Below are 16,265 nucleotides of genomic sequence, written 5' to 3'. Positions count from 1 at the left end.
CGGATGTGGGATTGGAAATATGTGTTTGAAATACTGCCGCAGCTTCTGAGTGCATTAAAAATGACGGTATGGGTCACACTCTGTGCTTTTGTGGTGGCATTGATTATCGGGCTGCTGCTTGCCTTTGCCGCGCGGAGCAAATTTAAGCCCTTGTCGCTCATAACCAAAGGAATCATAGAATTTATTCGCAATACCCCCTTGCTGGTACAGGTGTTCTTCCTGTATTACAGCTTGCCGCTGCTGACGGGCATTTCGATTCCGGCCTTCTATGCGGGAGTCATCGGCCTGGGGCTGCATTACAGCACGTATCTGTCGGAGGTGTACCGTTCCGGCATTGAAGGGGTGCCGAAAGGACAGTGGGAAGCCGCAACCGCACTGAACTACACGAAATCCCAGACCTGGCGGAGCATTATACTGCCGCAAGCGGTACCGCCGATCATCCCGGTGCTGGGGAATTATTTGATTGTCATGTTTAAGGAAACGCCGATTCTATGCGCCATTACGCTGGTCGAGATGATGCTGACGGCCAAAAATATCGTGTCGCAATCATTTCGCGCTTTCGAACCATACACGCTGGTCGGGATTCTGTTCCTGATCATCAGTTATATCGCGTCGTTGCTGGTGCAAAGGCTGGAGAAGCGTTTGAATCTGCAGCGTGGAAAATAAGGAGGGAGTCTATTGAATGCCGTTGTAATCGATGAGCAGGCTGAAGAGGCGAAGAAGCCGCAGCGGGAAAGAAGCCCCGTTACGGGCTCACAGCCGATCGTGAAATATGCGGGCGTGACCAAGTCGTATGGCGACCTGCAGGTGCTGAAGGGCATCGATTTGGAGATGCAGCCTGGAGAAAAGGTGGCTGTGATCGGACCGAGCGGATCTGGCAAAACGACGATGGGCCGGATGCTGATGACGCTGGAAGAACCGACCGAGGGGACCATCGAGATCGATGGCGAGCTGCTCTGGCATATGGAGGAGAAGGGCAAGCTGGTCCGTGCAAACGAGAAGCATCTGCATCGGATGCGGTGCAACGTCGGCATGGTCTTCCAGCACTTCAATCTGTTCCCGCACATGAATGTGCTTCGCAACGTGACGGAAGCCCCGCGCAAGGTGCTGGGGTTGTCCAAGGAGGAAGCGGAGGAACGGGCCGTCTCGATGCTGGGCAAGGTCGGTTTGGCCGACAAGCTGAAGATGCACCCGTCCAATCTGTCGGGAGGCCAGAAGCAGCGCGTCGCCATCGCCAGAGCGCTGGTCATGCGGCCGAAGGTGATGGTGTTTGACGAGGTAACCTCGGCGCTGGATCCAGAGCTGGTCGGCGAGGTGCTGGAGGTGATCCGGGAAATTGCCGAAGAAGGCGAAATGGCCATGATGCTGATTACGCACGAGATGGATTTTGCGAAGGAAATCGCGGACCGGGTCATCTTCGGAGCCGACGGCAGGATCGTTGAGCAAGGAACACCCGAGGAAATATTCGATCATCCGAAGAGCGAGCGGCTGCAGAGCTTTCTGCAGCGGTTCCGCTCGAACGGAAATTAGTGCTGGAAAGAGGTGTTTATGTAGATGGCTGTGGATACCGGAACCGAAGTGGTTTACCGAAGACCGGAGGCGCGGGACGGCACCCGGGTATGGGAGCTCATACGCGACACCGGATCGCTTGATCTGAACTCGCCTTATTGCTACATGCTGCTAGGGGATTACTTCAACGATACCTGCATGATTGCGGAGCATGAAGGAGACATCGTCGGTTTTATCTCCGCTTTCCGTTCTCCGCGCAATCCGGAGACGCTCTTTGTATGGCAGGTGGCGGTTGCAAGCTCCCACCGGAGGCAGGGGATCGCGAAGGCGATGCTTACCGGCCTCATGAACCAGAAGGCCTGCCATGGCGTCCGTTTCATTGAAACGACGGTATCGCCCAGCAATATGGCATCACGCCGATTGTTTCTCGGTTATGCCGAGGAGAAATCCATTCCGAGCACCGTAACGGTGGGTTACGGAGCAGAGATGTTTCCGGATGGAACGGCACATGAAGATGAGCCGTTATTCGTGATTGGCCCCTTTTTCAATGACATTTAAACAAATGGAGGGAACTATGGACAACCAAGTCATGGAGAAACCGAAGCTTACCGTGTTTAACAAGCTGGAATCGGAAGTGAGAAGTTATTGCCGGAGCTTTCAGACGGTCTTTGACAAAGCCCGGAATGCGAAGCTGTGGGATACGCAGGGCAATGAATACATTGATTTTTTTGCCGGCGCCGGCGCCTTGAATTACGGGCACAACAATGAGAGGATTCGCGAGAAGCTGGTCGACTACATCCTGCAGGACGGCGTTACGCACAGTCTGGACATGGCTACGGGAGCGAAGGAAACGTTTCTGACCCGCTTTCAGGAGATTATCCTGAAGCCGCGCGGGTGGGATCACAAGGTGATGTTTCCCGGACCGACCGGAACCAATGCCGTGGAGGCCGCGCTCAAAATCGCCAGAAAAGTGACGGGGCGCAGCACCGTTTTGTGTTTCACGAATGCCTTTCACGGCATGTCGCTGGGATCGCTGGCGGTGACCGGCAATGCCTTCAAGCGCCAGGGCGCCGGCGTGGATCTAAGCCACTCGGTATTTATGCCATATGACGGTTACTTTGGCAGCGACGTGGACACGATGGCATATATGGAGAAGCTTCTGGATGATCCGGGAAGCGGCATTCCGCTGCCGGCAGCGGTCATCGTCGAGGCGGTGCAGGGGGAAGGCGGCTTGAACGCTGCCAGCAGCCAATGGCTGCAGAAGCTGGCGCGCATCTGCAAGGATAAGGGGATGCTGCTCATTCTGGACGATATCCAGATGGGCTGCGGCAGAACCGGTTCGTTCTTCAGCTTCGATGATGCGGGCATCGAGCCGGACATCGTGTGCCTCTCGAAATCGATCGGCGGCTTCGGCTTGCCGATGGCGATTACGCTGATCAAGCCGGAGATCGACATCTGGGAGCCGGGCGAGCATAACGGCACCTTCCGGGGCAACAATCTCGGATTCGTTGCCGCTGCCGAAGCGCTGAGTTATTGGAAGACGGAGGATTTTCAGCTCGATATCGGCATTCGCGAACATCGGATTCGCCAATCGCTCGATGACGTCGTGAGGGATTATCCCCGGCTTAAGGGCGAAATCCGCGGCAGGGGCATGATCCAGGGGGTAGCCTTTGATAAGCCGGAGCACGCAGGAAGGCTATCCGAAATCGCCTTTGAGCAAGGACTGATTATGGAAACGTCAGGACCGCATAGCGAGGTTGCCAAGCTGATGCCGCCGCTGACCATTGAAATGAACACGCTGGCAGAGGGATTGGGGATTTTTGAGAACAGCTTGAAACAATTAGCTGCAGAGGAGAGGTTGTCATGATCGTTAAACATTTGGAAGAAATCGTGGATACGAAAGACGATATCGATACAACGACATGGAATTCGAGAAGGCTACTGCTGACCAAAGACGGCATGGGCTTCTCTCTTAACGACACCCTGATCAAGGCCGGAACGGAGACGCTGATCTGGTACAAAAACCACGTCGAGGCCGTGTACTGCATCGAGGGGGAGGGAGAAATCGAGGTTGTCGGCGGCGAGACCTATCCCATCACCCCTGGCATGATGTATGCGCTGGACGGACACGAGAAGCATTATTTGAGAGCCCGTTCGCAGATGCGGATGGTCTGCGTATTCAATCCGCCGCTAACCGGCGCGGAAGTTCACGATGAGGAAGGAACCTACCCGCTGCTTGCCCCCATTACGGACTAAGGAGATGATATGCGATGAGTAAAAATCATGCGTCGGCCCTTCAGGAAAAAGAAATGGACGTCTACCCTTCAAGAGTGCATGCGGAGCCCCGGATCTTAAAAAGGCAGGATCCGGTCGTACATTCGGAGTGGACGCCGGATGCACCGCTAACACAGGAGCAATCCGACTTCTACGAGCGCAACGGATATTTATTTCTGGAAGGCTTCTTTGATCGGGAGGAGCTTTCGCGGTATCAGGAGGAGGCCCGCAGGCTGCAAATAACGGCACGGGAATCAGAGAAAGATGAAGTGATCCGGGAGCCCGGCGGAGACGAAGTGCGATCGGTATTCGCGGTGCATGAGAGCGACGAAGTGTTCAAGAAGCTGTCCCAGCATCCTAGACTCCTGGCAATCATGGAATACCTCTTGGGAAGCGAGACGTATATCCATCAATCCCGAATTAATTACAAGCCGGGCTTTACGGGCAAGGAGTTCTACTGGCACTCCGATTTCGAAACGTGGCATGTCGAGGACGGCATGCCGCGCATGAGAGCGCTAAGCTGTTCCATTGCCCTGGAGGATAACTATCCTTATAACGGGCCGCTTATGGTGGTGCCTGGATCGCATAAGGAATTCGTCGCCTGCATCGGCCAAACGCCGGAGGATCATTTCAAGGATTCCCTGCGCAAGCAGGAGTACGGCGTTCCGGATCATGACAGCCTGACGCGGATGGTGAAGGAGGGCGGGATCGACACGCCGGTCGGCAAGGCGGGCTCGATCGTGATTTTTGACTGCAACATTATGCACGGCTCGAACAGCAACATCACCCCGATGCCGCGCAGCAATATATTCATGGTCTATAACAGCGTGGAGAACAAGGTCAAGCAGCCGTATTCGGGCCAGAAGCCGAGACCGGAGTATATCGCCACCCGTGATTCTCTATGATCTCGCTGTCGCTGATCGGCTCCATCATCAGTATCAATGTGGTCTATGTCTCGATTTTTTCGCTGCGGCTGATCCTGATGATCAAGGGCAGGAGAGGGATAGCTTCCCTTCTGGCCATGCTGGAGGTATTCGTGTACTTGCTCGGCCTCAATCTCGTCCTGCAAAATCTGGACAATCCCTTTAATATGGCGGCCTACTGCCTGGGCTTTGGCCTAGGCGTGTATGCCGGCAGCCGAATTGAGGAGTATCTGGCACTCGGATACATCGTGGTGCAGGTGATCGTCAATTCCGTTGAGACGAACCTGGCCATGAACCTGCGGGAGAAGGGATACGGAGTGACCGCTTGGGAAGCGGACGGCAAGGATGGCAAGCGGCTGGTGCTTCAAGTGCTCGTGAAACGGAAGAATGAGCGGCGGCTGATGGAGTCACTTTCCAAAATGTCGCCGCAAGCGTTCATTATCTCCCATGAACCGAAAAGCTTCAAAGGCGGCTTCTGGGTGCGATTGACGGAAGGCCGCAAATTGTAACAAGCGTGTATACGGAATGTAGGATAGAAAGCCTGCTTCGGAACCGGGTTCCTGAAGCAGGCTTTTTGGTTGTTGTCGGGTTGATACCGGCATGGAATTTCAGAGATCCTGGACTTCCGCGGCTGTTCTGAGCGCCATCAGGCGAAGGCGGGCTCCGGTTTATTCTGGTACCAAAAAAAAGCGTAATCGGTCATCGCGGAGGAGCTCCCGAGCTGGCGCAGCATGGCGGCAATATTTCCACGATGGTAAGTGCCGTGGTTCACGACATGCAGCACGATCTCGGATAGACGGGTATCCCGGATGCCGGCATAAGGATTATCCAATCGGATCATCCGCTCCAGGTCAGGCTGCTGGCGGAGAAACGCAGCGTATCGATCCGACAATTCGATAAACCGCAGGTTCAGGTCTTCCAGCGAAATCGCTTCAAGCTCTTCCCGTAGCTGGTAGGCCTCAGCCAATGCAGAGCCCATGTCCTTCCCGGACAAAATGTTCATCCAACCGAGATCCACCGTGTAAATATGAATCAACGCTTCCGATACGGTCGGAAAGATACTCGTGATGGTCCGATTGTACAATTCGCCCGGAAGTTCCAGCAGACGGTTGAATATGGCCTGGTTGGCCCATACATGGTATTCATACATTTTTACAGGATAGTTCATCGAGATCGTCCCCTTTGGCTTCGTGTTATTTCCTTCTTGGGAACATTGTAATTAAAAAAGTATGACAGCGGACTGTCATACTTTTGCGTACACTTGCAGCATTTTTTCTAATTTGGCTTGCATGCGAATCCTTAAGTCGGCCGGCTCCACAATCTCGATCTCCTCGCCAAAGCTCAGCAGGGTAGACCAGAACCACCGGGAATCCGGATCATTGACCTTGAACGTGAGACGGAGCGAGCCGTCTTCATGAAATTCCCGCTGTACGTCATAGAATTGGTCCATCGCTTTGGCCAGGGCTCCGGGGGACACGTGAAGCACGACTTCTACGGCATCGGGCGATGATTCCCAGTTATGCCGTTCGCTCCGCCCATCTGGATGCTGCTCTTGAAGCTGAGGTCCGTGCGTATGCTCCTCGGAGTGCTGGCGCATAAAGGGCTCGGCGGAGGGGGACAGCTCCGACATTCTCGAGATCCGGAATTCGCGGTAATCGTTCCTCGTTCTGCAGAAGCCGTACAAGTACCAGGATCCGAATTTATACATAAGTCGCAAGGGCTCGACTTTTCGGTAAATGCGTTCATTCTTGGCGCTTATGTATTGAAAGGAGATCACATGCCTGTCCGTGATGGCGCGGCGAAGAAGACGAAGGATTTCGTTGTACGACCGCCAGCTCCCGATATCCATGGACAATCCCTGCGAAGCGGGGTTGGCGGAACGGTCAATGGTCTGCAGGCGCTGAATCGTATCCAGGGCCCGCTCATCCTCGAACACCGTAGACATGCTGTGCAGGATGGTGATCAGGGCGCTGACATCGTAGGAACCGAGCAGGCTTTTATCCATCTTGTATTGCTCCATAATGCCGTATCCGCCGTTTACCCCTTGATAGGATACGACCGGAATGCCGGCGGCGCAGATGGCATCGATGTCGCGGTAGATGGTTCGCTGGGACACGTTATATTTCTCTGCCAAGGCTGACGCGGACAGAATCTCATTGTTCAGCAGCATGTAAATCATGGATATGAGCCGCTCCAGTTTCATCGGTACACTCTCCTATCATAATTGGATCTATTCTCCAATGATTCCGTATTATATCATAGGTTTACAGGAGGGAGAGGATTTAAGGATGGGCCGGAACATGAAAAAACTACTACTATTAGGGTTGATCGTATTATCGGTTGCGGGAATGTCCGCTTGCGGCGGCTCGGGCTTGTCGGAGAACGAACGGGAGCAGATTGTGAACCAGGTCGAGAAGCTGGAGACGGCGGAATATAAGCTGCTGCATTTTCAAATGGATTATCCGGAATATCTGGCCGAGGTGGACGGGATTGTCAGCGAGTCTTACATGCAGGCTATGAGCGACCGGATTATTTTTGGATATAACGAGAAGGAATATCGTGCAAGCGACATGATGGAGATGTCCGCCGAAGAGTTCGAGAAGCATAAGGAGTATATGCGGGGGTTGGTCAAGTCCATGGGAATGAACGAGGAGAAGTCCTCGATTCGCATTTCGGCCCCCTATAAGAGTGAACAAAGCGGGGAAGTGTTTATATATGCATCGGAATCCAGGGAGCTGAAAGGAAAAACGCTGACTCAAATGAACCGCAGGTATTCCCTAGACAAGACGGAGGGGGCCTGGATCATCACCGCCGTGGAACAGGATAAGGTCACAATCGGCAGCGATGGGACGGAGACGGACGCCGAAGCGAAGCTGGATGCACTGAAATACCGGACGCATGAGGGAGCGGACGTACAATACCGGGATAATATCCTCACGTTTAAGGGATGGGAATAAACGGGGGTCAAATGGGTGGCGGGGTCCCGAGCGGCTCCGGTTCCATTCCCTTCGATTTTGCCGTACAATATAGGGAGTTCTATATATAGAAGGAGTGTGAGCCTCATGGCCCGTACCAAAACGCAAAAAGCGCTCCGTAAAGCGGAACGCGCCGGCATATGGTCAGCCGTCTCGATGAGAAAGACCAACGAGGATTATAGCGCGCTGTCACAGCATGTGAGAGTGAAGCCGACGAAACAGGAACAATTGAATAAGGTCAAACATAGAAAGCGGATCGGAGACGATGGCGCTTTTTTTGTTGGTTTCGGAGGATGTGATATAGTACGCTAGAGAGGTTAGTTCAGGATGGAGGTTTATGATGGCAAAGCAAAAATATTACGTAGTCTGGGTAGGCAAAGTACCCGGAATTTATACAAGCTGGGGCGAGTGCCAGCAGCAGGTGAACCAATTTACAGGTGCGAAATTCAAGGCGTTCGAATCCCGAAGCGAAGCGGAACAGGCCTATGCGGCAGGGTATAAAAATTACTGGGGGCAGTCCGGAAGCGGACCAAGCAGCTCGGGCTCCAAGAGCAAGAGCTTTAAGCGCAGCAGCGCCTCCGCGGCCGAGGATCCGGGGGAGATTGATTATGACAGCATCTCCGTGGATGTGGGAACGCGGGGAAACCCGGGACCGGTGGAATATAAAGGCGTGGATACGCAGACGGGGGATGTTCTGTTCTCGTGCGGGCCGATCCAGAAGGGGACGAACAATCTCGGCGAGTTCCTGGCGATCGTCCATGCGCTGGCTTATTTGAAGAAAATCGGCAGCACCAAAACGGTGTACAGCGATTCCATGAATGCGCTCAAATGGCTGAAGCAGAAGAAGGTGGTCTCCACGCTGCCGCGCGACGCGTCAACCAAAGAGATATGGGATCTCGTGGACCGGGCCGAGCACTGGCTTCGAACCAATACATACGAGAACAAGGTGCTGAAATGGCAAACGAAGAGCTGGGGAGAGATTAAGGCAGATTACGGACGCAAATAAAAGAAATATCCTGTCCCGGAATATGCGGAAAAATCCAAATCTCCGGATGTGGATAATTGCATTCTATTAAGCGGATGGAGTCAGCATGAACTGTGCATAACCTATTCATACGTTACTTTATACACAGAGTTATGAACATGATCCCCATTCATTCAGCGCAAGCTGCATTTTGGTCCCTGAATCCAGGGGAGTTATCCAGCGTTTGTGAACAAATGTGGAGAAGTGCAAGGATAACTGGGCGTTAAATCGCGGGAGGCGGCGGGTTATCCCCAAGGAAGGAGGGGCGCCCGGAACGTTCGCTATGACTTATCCATGATGCGCCAACCATGATGCCGGACGCTGGCCCCCGGTCCCCCTCCTTATTCCTTGTCGCGAACCTGCTTATAGTATTGGTTCGGCGACATGCCGACGTATTTTTTGAACACCTTGCTGAAATAAAAGGGATCATCCAGGCCGGTCAGATATCCGATCTCCCCGAAGCTGAGATGGGTGGCCTCGATTAACTCTTTGGCATGATTGATCCGGACCTGATTCACATATCGCATGATCGTATGGCCCGTGAGCTTGGCAAACACCCGATTGATATAGTCATAGTTGCATTCGAAGCGCTGTTCGATATCCGAGCTGGTGATTTTCTCGGCATAATGTTCGTGGATGTAGTCGAGCAGCGCATGCACTTTCATATAGGACTTGGTGTGTGGGCTGTTCTTCTCCAGTTCATCGAACAGGCTTTCGCGGGACAGCTCGATCAGCATTTCCATGAATTTGAGCGCGGTCAAACTGCGGTTAAAGTGCTTTCTTCTGTAAAGCTGCAGCATTTCACTGAGGGCATGGTACATGTGATGAAGGCTTTTTCTCTGGGTTAACGTGCAGGTCTTCGGAAAGTACAGCGGCCTGCCTTCATCCTTGCCTGCCGGCTGATTCTCGCTCATGATCCACTGCTTGGCCAGCAGGGATAAGGGCCGTTCGGGCGCCTGCTGAATATCGGGATGCTCAAAATGAATATAGTAGTAGTCGCAGGGATGCTTCTGGGTTCCCTCATGGTCCAGATGCGGCTCGAGCACCAGCATGTCGCCTTTTCGGAGCACATGGGATACGCCGTTCTCCCGCATATGAAGCTCGCCGCTCTTCACGAAATACAGAATATGCTCGTGGGTGTTCCGTTTGAAATGAATCCAGGGGTTCTTATAGGAGACGAAGCCCATCAGTTTGATTCTAGGCACATAGTCAGCGTTCATCGATAGCACGAAGTTCCACCCTCTCCCCTTAAAAAACGCGAAGTCGTTTTTGTACAAAAAGAGTAACTTTCACACATTCCCGTTCATTGTAACACAGCCTATACTTGGGTTGAATGTATAAGAGGTCTTTGGATTTCAATTTAAAGGAGGCCGCCATCCTTGGCTACTATCAATGTAACGGTATGGAACGAATACCGGCACGAAAGACATAATGAACAGATCGCGAAGATTTACCCCGAAGGCATTCACCGGACGATTGCCGATTTTCTGGGAAAGGATGCACAGTTCGTCGTACGCACCGCCGTGCTGGATGATCCGGAACACGGGTTGACGGACGACGTACTCGCTTCAACGGATGTTCTGATCTGGTGGGGGCATGTCGCGCATAGCGAAGTACGGGATGATATCGTGGAAAAAGTGCGCCAGCGCGTATTGGACGGCATGGGGATCATCGTGCTGCATTCCGGCCACGGCTCGAAGATTTTCCAGCGCCTTCTCGGCACGAATACCGGCGCACTGAAATGGCGCGACGACGGCGAGAAGGAACGGTTGTGGGTCATCGATCCCGGCCATCCGATCGTCAGCGGGCTCGGTGAGTATATCGAGATTCCGCAGGAGGAAATGTACGGGGAGCGTTTTGAGATTCCGGCGCCGGATGAGCTGGTGTTTGTCTCCTGGTTCGAAGGCGGCGAGGTGTTCCGCAGCGGCTGCTGCTACAAGCGCGGACGCGGCAAGCTCTTCTATTTCAGACCGGGTCATGAAGCGTTCCCTACCTATCACCAGCCTGAAATTCAGCAGGTGATTGCCAATGCCGTGGCTTGGGCGGCACCGATTCAAGGTGCGAAGACGTCCTATGGCCGGGTATCTCCGCTCGAATACGTACAGCCGGTATAGGCTGATTCTTAGCAAGCGCCCGTTGTCAACGCGTGAATCTCCTGCGATGTCAGGAATTTATGCGTGGATCGGGCGCTTGTATGTGTTTACAAAGACGGTGCTATCGAAATCCGCAGCATAACGATGTATAATGGACCCAATTCGATTACGACATAATAAAAGTGGGTTGGATCATGGATCAGGATAAACAGCGCCTCAGCATTGAGGCGGCAAGATTGTACTATATGTCGGATTACAGCCAGCAGGACATCGCCACGAGACTCGGCGTTTCCCGCCCTACGGTCTCCAGGCTTCTTCAGCACGCCAAGGAGCAGGGGTATGTGCAGATCAGCATCGTGGACCCTCTCGAGGACCTGGGCGCTTTGGCCGAAAGGGTGAAGAAGGCTTACGGTTTGGAACACGTGCTGGTGAGTTATTCTCCCGTCAACGAATACCGCGAAATCCAGAAGCATATCAGCAAAAAGGCAGCCGATTACCTGCATGAAACGGTCCAGGATGCGGATATCATCGGCGTAACCTGGGGAACGACCATGCATGCCGTTGCGCTTCAGCTGCAGCAGAAGCCCGTTCGGGGCGTCGAGGTCGTGCAGTTGAAGGGCGGCGTCAGCCATTCGCATGTGAACACGTATGCCGCCGAGATCGTCAATCTGTTCGCTGAGGCGTACCACACAATGGCGAGATATTTGCCGCTGCCGGTCATCTTCGACACCACGGAGCTGAAGGAAATGGTGGAGAGGGACCGGCATATCCAGCGGATCATCCAATTAGGCAAACAAGCCAATATTGCCATGTTTACAGTGGGTACCGTTCATGAGGACGCGCTGCTGTTCCGGCTCGGTTATCTGAGCAAGGAAGAACAGAAGCTGCTGCAGCGGATCGGCGCGGGCGATATTTGCTCCCGGTTTTTCGATGCGGAGGGCAGGGTGTGCAGCCAGGATATTAACAATCGCACGGTCGGCATCGATTTGGATGATCTGCGGCATAAGGAGAAATCCATTCTAGTGGCTGGCGGGCAGCGCAAGGTGGAGGCCATCCGAGCTGCGCTGATCGGCAAGTATGCAAACATCCTGGTAACGGACCAGTTTACGGCGCAAGCCTTGCTTCCCTGAAATGTTCAACATATTGTGCAGTTTTACGGCACCTCGTTCCGGAAGATCGAAGCGGCAATCAGCTTCCTCTGTCTGGACGGGGTGTTTTTTTGCGTATTGGAAATCGGCTTCCTCAAGCCGCATGGGAGGCCTATTCTCTGTTTATGTTTACGCTGACAGGGTATAGAGCATAGTAAACGGTGTGAATTGTTAGATTATTCCTGAATGATGAATAGTCCTTCAGCGAACAATGATAAATATCATTGCCATAAATCGGAATGAACATATTTTCAATATATGTTTTACATATGTTCAAGGCTGTGATATGATGGTCCCGTCTAAAGGATTGAGCGTTATGATAGCGCTTTTACAAGATTGCATAAAAACAATATAAGGAGTGTTTTAACCAGATGAATATAGCAGGAATGATCGACCACACGCTGTTGAAGGCGGATGCAACCCAGGCCGAGATCACGAAAATTACGGATGAGGCCAAAAAGTACGGATTTGCTTCGGTTTGCGTGAACCCGACTTGGGTATCCTACTGTGCTGAGCAGCTTGCGGGCACGAGCGTCAAAGTATGCACCGTTATCGGCTTCCCGCTGGGAGCTAACACGACGGCTGTAAAAGCTTTTGAAGCGAAGGATGCCATCGCTAACGGGGCTACGGAGGTGGATATGGTCATCAACATCGGGGCGCTGAAAGATCGGAACGATGAGCTGGTGCAGCAAGATATTCAGGCTGTCGTGGATGCAGCCAAGGGCAAAGCCCTGGTCAAGGTCATCATTGAGACAAGCCTTCTGACCGAAGAAGAGAAGGTGCGTGCGTGCCAGCTGTCCGTGAAAGCCGGAGCCGATTTTGTCAAAACCTCCACGGGATTCTCTACAGGCGGAGCTACTCCGGAGGATGTCGCCTTGATGCGCAAAACGGTCGGAGAAAACACGGGCGTTAAGGCTTCCGGCGGCGTGCGCAGCAAGGAAGACATGGATCGCATGATTGAAGCGGGCGCAACGCGTATCGGAGCCAGCTCCGGCGTGAAAATTATGGAGGGCGGCCAATCCAGCTCTTCCTACTAAATCGTTTATTAGGGTATAAGGTTTTCGATGATTCGGTGGCCATGCCATCTATCAAAAAAATTCACCTATGGGGGAACATCGACGATGAAATTTCTAATCGCCATACTAGGTTTGCTGGTCGTATTCGGTCTTGCGTTCCTTATCAGCAATGATAAGCGCAACATTCGTTATCGTCCGCTGGCTGTCATGATTGTGCTGCAGCTGATCCTTGGATTCATACTGCTGAACACCAATGTCGGCGAGTATCTTGTCAAAGGGATAGCGAATACGTTTAAAGCGCTGCTTGATTACGCCGGAGCCGGAATCGGGTTTGTATTTGGCGGCTTTGCCATTGAAGGTGATGGTCCGTTCTTCTTAAACGTCCTGCTGCCAATCGTGTTTATTTCCGCGTTGATTGGTATACTTCAATATATTAAGGTACTGCCGTTTATCGTAAGATATATCGGCCTCGTCTTGAGTAAAGTCAACGGCATGGGTAAGCTGGAGTCTTACAATGCGGTAGCTTCCGCGATCCTGGGGCAATCCGAGGTGTTTATCTCGGTCAAAAAACAGATCGCCTTAATTCCGAAGCACCGCATGTATACGCTCTGCGCTTCCGCGATGTCCACGGTATCGATGTCGATCGTCGGCGCATACATGACCATGATCGAGCCGCGGTATGTGGTGACCGCGCTTGTATTGAACCTGTTTGGCGGATTTATCATTGCTTCCATCGTCAATCCCTACAAGGTGAAGAAGGAAGAGGATATTCTGGAGGTGCAGGAGGAGGAGAAGCAATCCTTCTTCGAAATGCTGGGCGAATACATCATGGATGGTTTCAAGGTCGCGATTACCGTTGCGGCGATGCTCCTCGGCTTCGTTGCTTTGATCGCAATGATCAACGGCATTTTTGATATTATTTTCGGAATCACCTTCCAGGAGCTGTTGGGTTACATCTTTGCTCCATTCGCTTTTGTGATGGGCGTGCCTTGGAAAGAGGCGGTGGATGCAGGCAGCATCATGGCTACCAAGCTGGTATCGAATGAGTTCGTCGCGATGCTTGATCTGGCCAACTTCACGAATATGTCCGAACGCACCGTAGGTATCGTCTCGGTATTCCTGGTGTCCTTCGCCAACTTCTCCTCGATCGGCATCATTGCCGGGGCGGTCAAAGGCCTGAACGAGAAGCAGGGGAACGTGGTGGCCCGCTTCGGCCTAAAGCTGCTGTACGGCGCGACGCTGGTGAGCGTGCTGTCGGCCACGATTACCGGACTGTTCCTGTAAGCCTGGCAGGAAGGGAACTACTGCAAGCGAGCCTTATGGATAAGTTTGGATTTAACAACTCATATATGAGGGGGAGCAATGGATATGGAACGTTTTGACCGAATTCACTTGATCGTATTGGACTCCGTCGGCATCGGGGAAGCACCGGATGCGGCTGATTTCGACGATATCGGCTCCGACACGCTGGGACATATCGCCCGCGAGTGCGGCGGGCTGAACATGCCGAACATGGCAGCGCTCGGGCTGTCCAACATCCGGGAGATCGAGGGCGTCCCTGCAACGGATCAACCTCGGGCTTACTATACGAAGATGCAGGAAGCTTCGAATGGCAAAGACACCATGACAGGCCATTGGGAGATCATGGGCTTGTATATCGATACGCCATTCCGCGTGTTCCCGGACGGGTTCCCGGACGAGCTGATTCAGCGCATCGAAGAGAAAACCGGACGGAAGGTCATCGGCAACAAGCCGGCCAGCGGAACGGAGATTATCGAGGAGCTTGGCGAAGAGCATGTACAAACAGGGGCCTTGATCATCTATACCTCTGCCGATTCCGTGCTTCAAATCGCTGCTCATGAAGATGTGGTTCCTCTCAAGGAGCTGTACGAAATCTGCGAGTTCTGCCGCGAAATCACCCTGGAAGATCCGTATATGCTCGGCCGGATCATCGCCCGTCCTTTTATTGGCGAGGCGGGGAGCTTCAAGCGTACGGCGAATCGGCATGACTATGCCTTGAAGCCTTTCGGACGTACGACGATGAACGAGATGAAGGATGCCGGCCTTGACGTCATCGCCCTCGGTAAAATCTCCGATATTTACGACGGGGAAGGCATTACCAAGGCAGTCAGAACCGTATCGAACATGGACGGCATGGACAAAATGGTGCAAACCCTGGATGAATCCTTTAAGGGGCTGAGCTTCCTGAATCTCGTGGATTTCGATGCCGTCTACGGACACCGCCGCGACCCGAAAGGATACGGCCAAGCGCTGGAGGATTACGATCGGCGCCTGCCGGAGGTATTCGAGAAAATGACGGAGAACGATCTCCTGATCATCACGGCCGACCACGGGAATGATCCTACTTACAAGGGCACGGACCATACGCGAGAATACGTGCCGCTGCTGGTATATTCCCCTCGCTTTGCGAAAGGCAAGGAACTGCCGCTTCGCAAGACCTTTGCCGACATCGGCGCCACGGTTGCCGACAACTTCGGCGTGAAGCTGCCGGAGCACGGAACCAGCTTTTTGAGTGATTTGAAATAATCGACAAGTGGAGGAATGGGACATGAGTACACATATTGGAGCGAAACCGGGAGATATCGCGGAGTCGATTCTGCTGCCAGGCGACCCGCTGCGGGCTAAATTCATTGCCGAGACGTATTTGGAGGACGTGACCTGCTACAACGAAGTGCGGGGGATGCTCGGATTTACGGGAACATATAAAGGAAAACGCATTTCCGTGCAGGGTTCGGGCATGGGCGTGCCTTCCATCGGGATCTATGTCAATGAACTCATTCGGGAATATGGCGTCAAAAACCTGTTCCGCGTCGGAACCTGCGGCGCGATGCAGGAGCACGTCCGGGTGCGCGACGTCATTCTGGCCCAGGCCGCTTGTTCGGATTCCGGCATGAATCGTCACCACTTCAACGGTTATGATTTCTCCCCGATTGCCAGCTTCCCGCTGCTGCTCGGCGCGTATGAGCGTGGCAAGGAGAAAGGCCTGAAGATGCATGTCGGCAACGTATTCACGTCCGATGTATTCTACCGCGAGGACAAATCCGTGGTGGAGAAGCTGATGCAGCATGGCGTGCTCGGCGTGGAAATGGAGACGACGGCGCTCTACACGATCGCGGCACGATTCGGCGTGAATGCCTTGACGATCCTGACCGTGAGCGATCACTTGCTCACAGGGGAAGAGACTTCTTCCGAGGAGCGGCAAACGACGTTTAACGAGATGATGGAGGTCGCGCTGGATACGGCGATTTCGTTGTAAGGAACTGCCCTTGGGGGCAGTTAGCG

19 protein-coding genes are annotated in these 16,265 nt (G+C 53.3%); 16 read left to right on the top strand and 3 right to left on the bottom strand.

Annotated features, from left to right (window positions below):
- Window positions 1-3: 3 nt before the first annotated feature.
- The 7 genes from ehuD to HMPREF9412_RS01610 are packed head-to-tail and all read left to right on the top strand — an operon-like array spanning window position 4 to window position 5,215.
- Window positions 4-666, top strand: coding sequence for an ectoine/hydroxyectoine ABC transporter permease subunit EhuD (gene ehuD / locus HMPREF9412_RS01640; RefSeq protein ID WP_009589563.1), 663 nt, complete (start codon window positions 4-6; stop codon window positions 664-666).
- A gap of 12 nt (window positions 667-678) precedes the next feature.
- On the top strand, window positions 679-1,530 hold the full coding sequence (gene ehuA / locus HMPREF9412_RS01635; protein WP_009589522.1) for an ectoine/hydroxyectoine ABC transporter ATP-binding protein EhuA: 852 nt from the start codon (window positions 679-681) through the stop codon (window positions 1,528-1,530).
- A 24-nt stretch (window positions 1,531-1,554) separates the two neighbouring features.
- Window positions 1,555-2,067 (top strand): diaminobutyrate acetyltransferase, encoded by a 513-nt coding sequence (ectA, locus tag HMPREF9412_RS01630; protein WP_009589531.1) that lies wholly within the window; start codon window positions 1,555-1,557, stop codon window positions 2,065-2,067.
- A gap of 16 nt (window positions 2,068-2,083) precedes the next feature.
- The gene (gene ectB, locus HMPREF9412_RS01625) at window positions 2,084-3,376 is read left to right on the top strand and encodes a diaminobutyrate--2-oxoglutarate transaminase (RefSeq protein ID WP_009589525.1); all 1,293 of its coding nucleotides are present in this window, start codon (window positions 2,084-2,086) and stop codon (window positions 3,374-3,376) included.
- Window positions 3,373-3,765, top strand: coding sequence for an ectoine synthase (locus tag HMPREF9412_RS01620; RefSeq protein ID WP_009589551.1), 393 nt, complete (start codon window positions 3,373-3,375; stop codon window positions 3,763-3,765). The genes ectB and HMPREF9412_RS01620 overlap by 4 nt, the downstream gene beginning before the upstream one ends.
- 14 nt (window positions 3,766-3,779) lie before the next feature.
- Window positions 3,780-4,688, top strand: coding sequence for an ectoine hydroxylase (gene thpD / locus HMPREF9412_RS01615; protein ID WP_009589538.1), 909 nt, complete (start codon window positions 3,780-3,782; stop codon window positions 4,686-4,688).
- Entirely contained in the window at window positions 4,685-5,215 is a 531-nt protein-coding gene (locus HMPREF9412_RS01610) for a DUF2179 domain-containing protein (protein WP_009589515.1), read from the top strand. Before thpD ends, HMPREF9412_RS01610 begins: the two co-directional genes overlap by 4 nt.
- Window positions 5,216-5,352: 137 nt before the next feature.
- Here the strand turns inward: HMPREF9412_RS01610 and HMPREF9412_RS01605 are convergent, their stop codons facing one another.
- Window positions 5,353-5,874, bottom strand: coding sequence for a DinB family protein (locus HMPREF9412_RS01605; RefSeq protein ID WP_009589516.1), 522 nt, complete (start codon window positions 5,872-5,874; stop codon window positions 5,353-5,355).
- A 75-nt stretch (window positions 5,875-5,949) separates the two neighbouring features.
- Window positions 5,950-6,909, bottom strand: a complete 960-nt coding sequence (locus tag HMPREF9412_RS01600) for a helix-turn-helix transcriptional regulator (protein WP_009589547.1) — start codon at window positions 6,907-6,909, stop codon at window positions 5,950-5,952.
- 97 nt (window positions 6,910-7,006) lie between these two features.
- Here HMPREF9412_RS01600 and HMPREF9412_RS01595 point away from each other — a divergent pair, with 97 nt between their 5' ends.
- The 3 genes from HMPREF9412_RS01595 to rnhA all read left to right on the top strand — a co-directional run bounded on the left by HMPREF9412_RS01595 (window position 7,007) and on the right by rnhA (window position 8,687).
- On the top strand, window positions 7,007-7,663 hold the full coding sequence (locus tag HMPREF9412_RS01595) for a hypothetical protein (RefSeq protein WP_254663980.1): 657 nt from the start codon (window positions 7,007-7,009) through the stop codon (window positions 7,661-7,663).
- A 105-nt stretch (window positions 7,664-7,768) separates the two neighbouring features.
- Complete coding sequence (locus tag HMPREF9412_RS01590; protein WP_009589514.1) at window positions 7,769-7,993, top strand: hypothetical protein; 225 nt, start codon at window positions 7,769-7,771, stop codon at window positions 7,991-7,993.
- A gap of 28 nt (window positions 7,994-8,021) precedes the next feature.
- Window positions 8,022-8,687: a ribonuclease H gene (gene rnhA, locus HMPREF9412_RS01585; protein WP_009589560.1), complete on the top strand. Its 666-nt coding sequence runs from the start codon at window positions 8,022-8,024 to the stop codon at window positions 8,685-8,687.
- Window positions 8,688-9,046: 359 nt separating this feature from the next.
- Here rnhA and HMPREF9412_RS01580 read toward each other — a convergent pair whose 3' ends face one another.
- Window positions 9,047-9,925, bottom strand: coding sequence for a helix-turn-helix transcriptional regulator (locus tag HMPREF9412_RS01580; protein WP_083829899.1), 879 nt, complete (start codon window positions 9,923-9,925; stop codon window positions 9,047-9,049).
- A 159-nt stretch (window positions 9,926-10,084) separates the two neighbouring features.
- On the opposite strand from HMPREF9412_RS01580, the gene HMPREF9412_RS01575 reads away from it, so the two are divergent.
- From HMPREF9412_RS01575 to deoD, 6 genes are all read left to right on the top strand, one after another.
- A complete protein-coding gene (locus tag HMPREF9412_RS01575) occupies window positions 10,085-10,819 on the top strand; it encodes a ThuA domain-containing protein (RefSeq protein WP_009589543.1) in 735 nt (244 codons plus the stop codon).
- Window positions 10,820-10,992: 173 nt separating this feature from the next.
- Window positions 10,993-11,928: a sugar-binding transcriptional regulator gene (locus tag HMPREF9412_RS01570; RefSeq protein ID WP_009589544.1), complete on the top strand. Its 936-nt coding sequence runs from the start codon at window positions 10,993-10,995 to the stop codon at window positions 11,926-11,928.
- Between the two features lie 389 nt (window positions 11,929-12,317).
- Window positions 12,318-12,983 (top strand): deoxyribose-phosphate aldolase, encoded by a 666-nt coding sequence (gene deoC, locus HMPREF9412_RS01565; RefSeq protein ID WP_009589523.1) that lies wholly within the window; start codon window positions 12,318-12,320, stop codon window positions 12,981-12,983.
- Window positions 12,984-13,067: 84 nt separating this feature from the next.
- Window positions 13,068-14,246 (top strand): NupC/NupG family nucleoside CNT transporter, encoded by a 1,179-nt coding sequence (locus HMPREF9412_RS01560; RefSeq protein WP_009589540.1) that lies wholly within the window; start codon window positions 13,068-13,070, stop codon window positions 14,244-14,246.
- Between the two features lie 84 nt (window positions 14,247-14,330).
- Window positions 14,331-15,509 carry a phosphopentomutase gene (deoB, locus tag HMPREF9412_RS01555; protein WP_036671013.1) on the top strand — a complete coding sequence of 393 codons (1,179 nt, stop codon included), beginning with the start codon at window positions 14,331-14,333 and terminating at the stop codon, window positions 15,507-15,509.
- Window positions 15,510-15,531: 22 nt separating this feature from the next.
- The gene (gene deoD, locus HMPREF9412_RS01550) at window positions 15,532-16,239 is read left to right on the top strand and encodes a purine-nucleoside phosphorylase (protein WP_009589537.1); all 708 of its coding nucleotides are present in this window, start codon (window positions 15,532-15,534) and stop codon (window positions 16,237-16,239) included.
- Window positions 16,240-16,265: the final 26 nt, after the last annotated feature.

It is taken from the genome of Paenibacillus sp. HGF5 (assembly GCF_000204455.1).
Lineage (GTDB): Bacteria > Bacillota > Bacilli > Paenibacillales > Paenibacillaceae > Paenibacillus_AQ > Paenibacillus_AQ lautus_A.
The sequence above is the reverse complement of the archived record's forward strand: the minus strand, read 5'-3'. Positions and strand labels throughout refer to the sequence as shown.

Excerpts from the sequence above, each read along its gene's own strand:
- ehuD (WP_009589563.1), top strand. The coding sequence starts at position 4 with ATGTGGGATTGGAAATATGTGTTTGAAATACTGCCGCAGCTTCTGAGT.
- ectA (WP_009589531.1), top strand. The coding sequence starts at position 1,555 with ATGGCTGTGGATACCGGAACCGAAGTGGTTTACCGAAGACCGGAGGCG.
- ectB (WP_009589525.1), top strand. The coding sequence starts at position 2,084 with ATGGACAACCAAGTCATGGAGAAACCGAAGCTTACCGTGTTTAACAAG.
- HMPREF9412_RS01620 (WP_009589551.1), top strand. The coding sequence starts at position 3,373 with ATGATCGTTAAACATTTGGAAGAAATCGTGGATACGAAAGACGATATC.
- thpD (WP_009589538.1), top strand. The coding sequence starts at position 3,780 with ATGAGTAAAAATCATGCGTCGGCCCTTCAGGAAAAAGAAATGGACGTC.
- HMPREF9412_RS01610 (WP_009589515.1), top strand. The coding sequence starts at position 4,685 with ATGATCTCGCTGTCGCTGATCGGCTCCATCATCAGTATCAATGTGGTC.
- HMPREF9412_RS01605 (WP_009589516.1), bottom strand. The coding sequence starts at position 5,874 with ATGAACTATCCTGTAAAAATGTATGAATACCATGTATGGGCCAACCAG.
- HMPREF9412_RS01600 (WP_009589547.1), bottom strand. The coding sequence starts at position 6,909 with ATGAAACTGGAGCGGCTCATATCCATGATTTACATGCTGCTGAACAAT.
- HMPREF9412_RS01595 (WP_254663980.1), top strand. The coding sequence starts at position 7,007 with ATGAAAAAACTACTACTATTAGGGTTGATCGTATTATCGGTTGCGGGA.
- HMPREF9412_RS01590 (WP_009589514.1), top strand. The coding sequence starts at position 7,769 with ATGGCCCGTACCAAAACGCAAAAAGCGCTCCGTAAAGCGGAACGCGCC.
- rnhA (WP_009589560.1), top strand. The coding sequence starts at position 8,022 with ATGGCAAAGCAAAAATATTACGTAGTCTGGGTAGGCAAAGTACCCGGA.
- HMPREF9412_RS01580 (WP_083829899.1), bottom strand. The coding sequence starts at position 9,925 with ATGAACGCTGACTATGTGCCTAGAATCAAACTGATGGGCTTCGTCTCC.
- HMPREF9412_RS01570 (WP_009589544.1), top strand. The coding sequence starts at position 10,993 with ATGGATCAGGATAAACAGCGCCTCAGCATTGAGGCGGCAAGATTGTAC.
- deoC (WP_009589523.1), top strand. The coding sequence starts at position 12,318 with ATGAATATAGCAGGAATGATCGACCACACGCTGTTGAAGGCGGATGCA.
- HMPREF9412_RS01560 (WP_009589540.1), top strand. The coding sequence starts at position 13,068 with ATGAAATTTCTAATCGCCATACTAGGTTTGCTGGTCGTATTCGGTCTT.
- deoB (WP_036671013.1), top strand. The coding sequence starts at position 14,331 with ATGGAACGTTTTGACCGAATTCACTTGATCGTATTGGACTCCGTCGGC.
- deoD (WP_009589537.1), top strand. The coding sequence starts at position 15,532 with ATGAGTACACATATTGGAGCGAAACCGGGAGATATCGCGGAGTCGATT.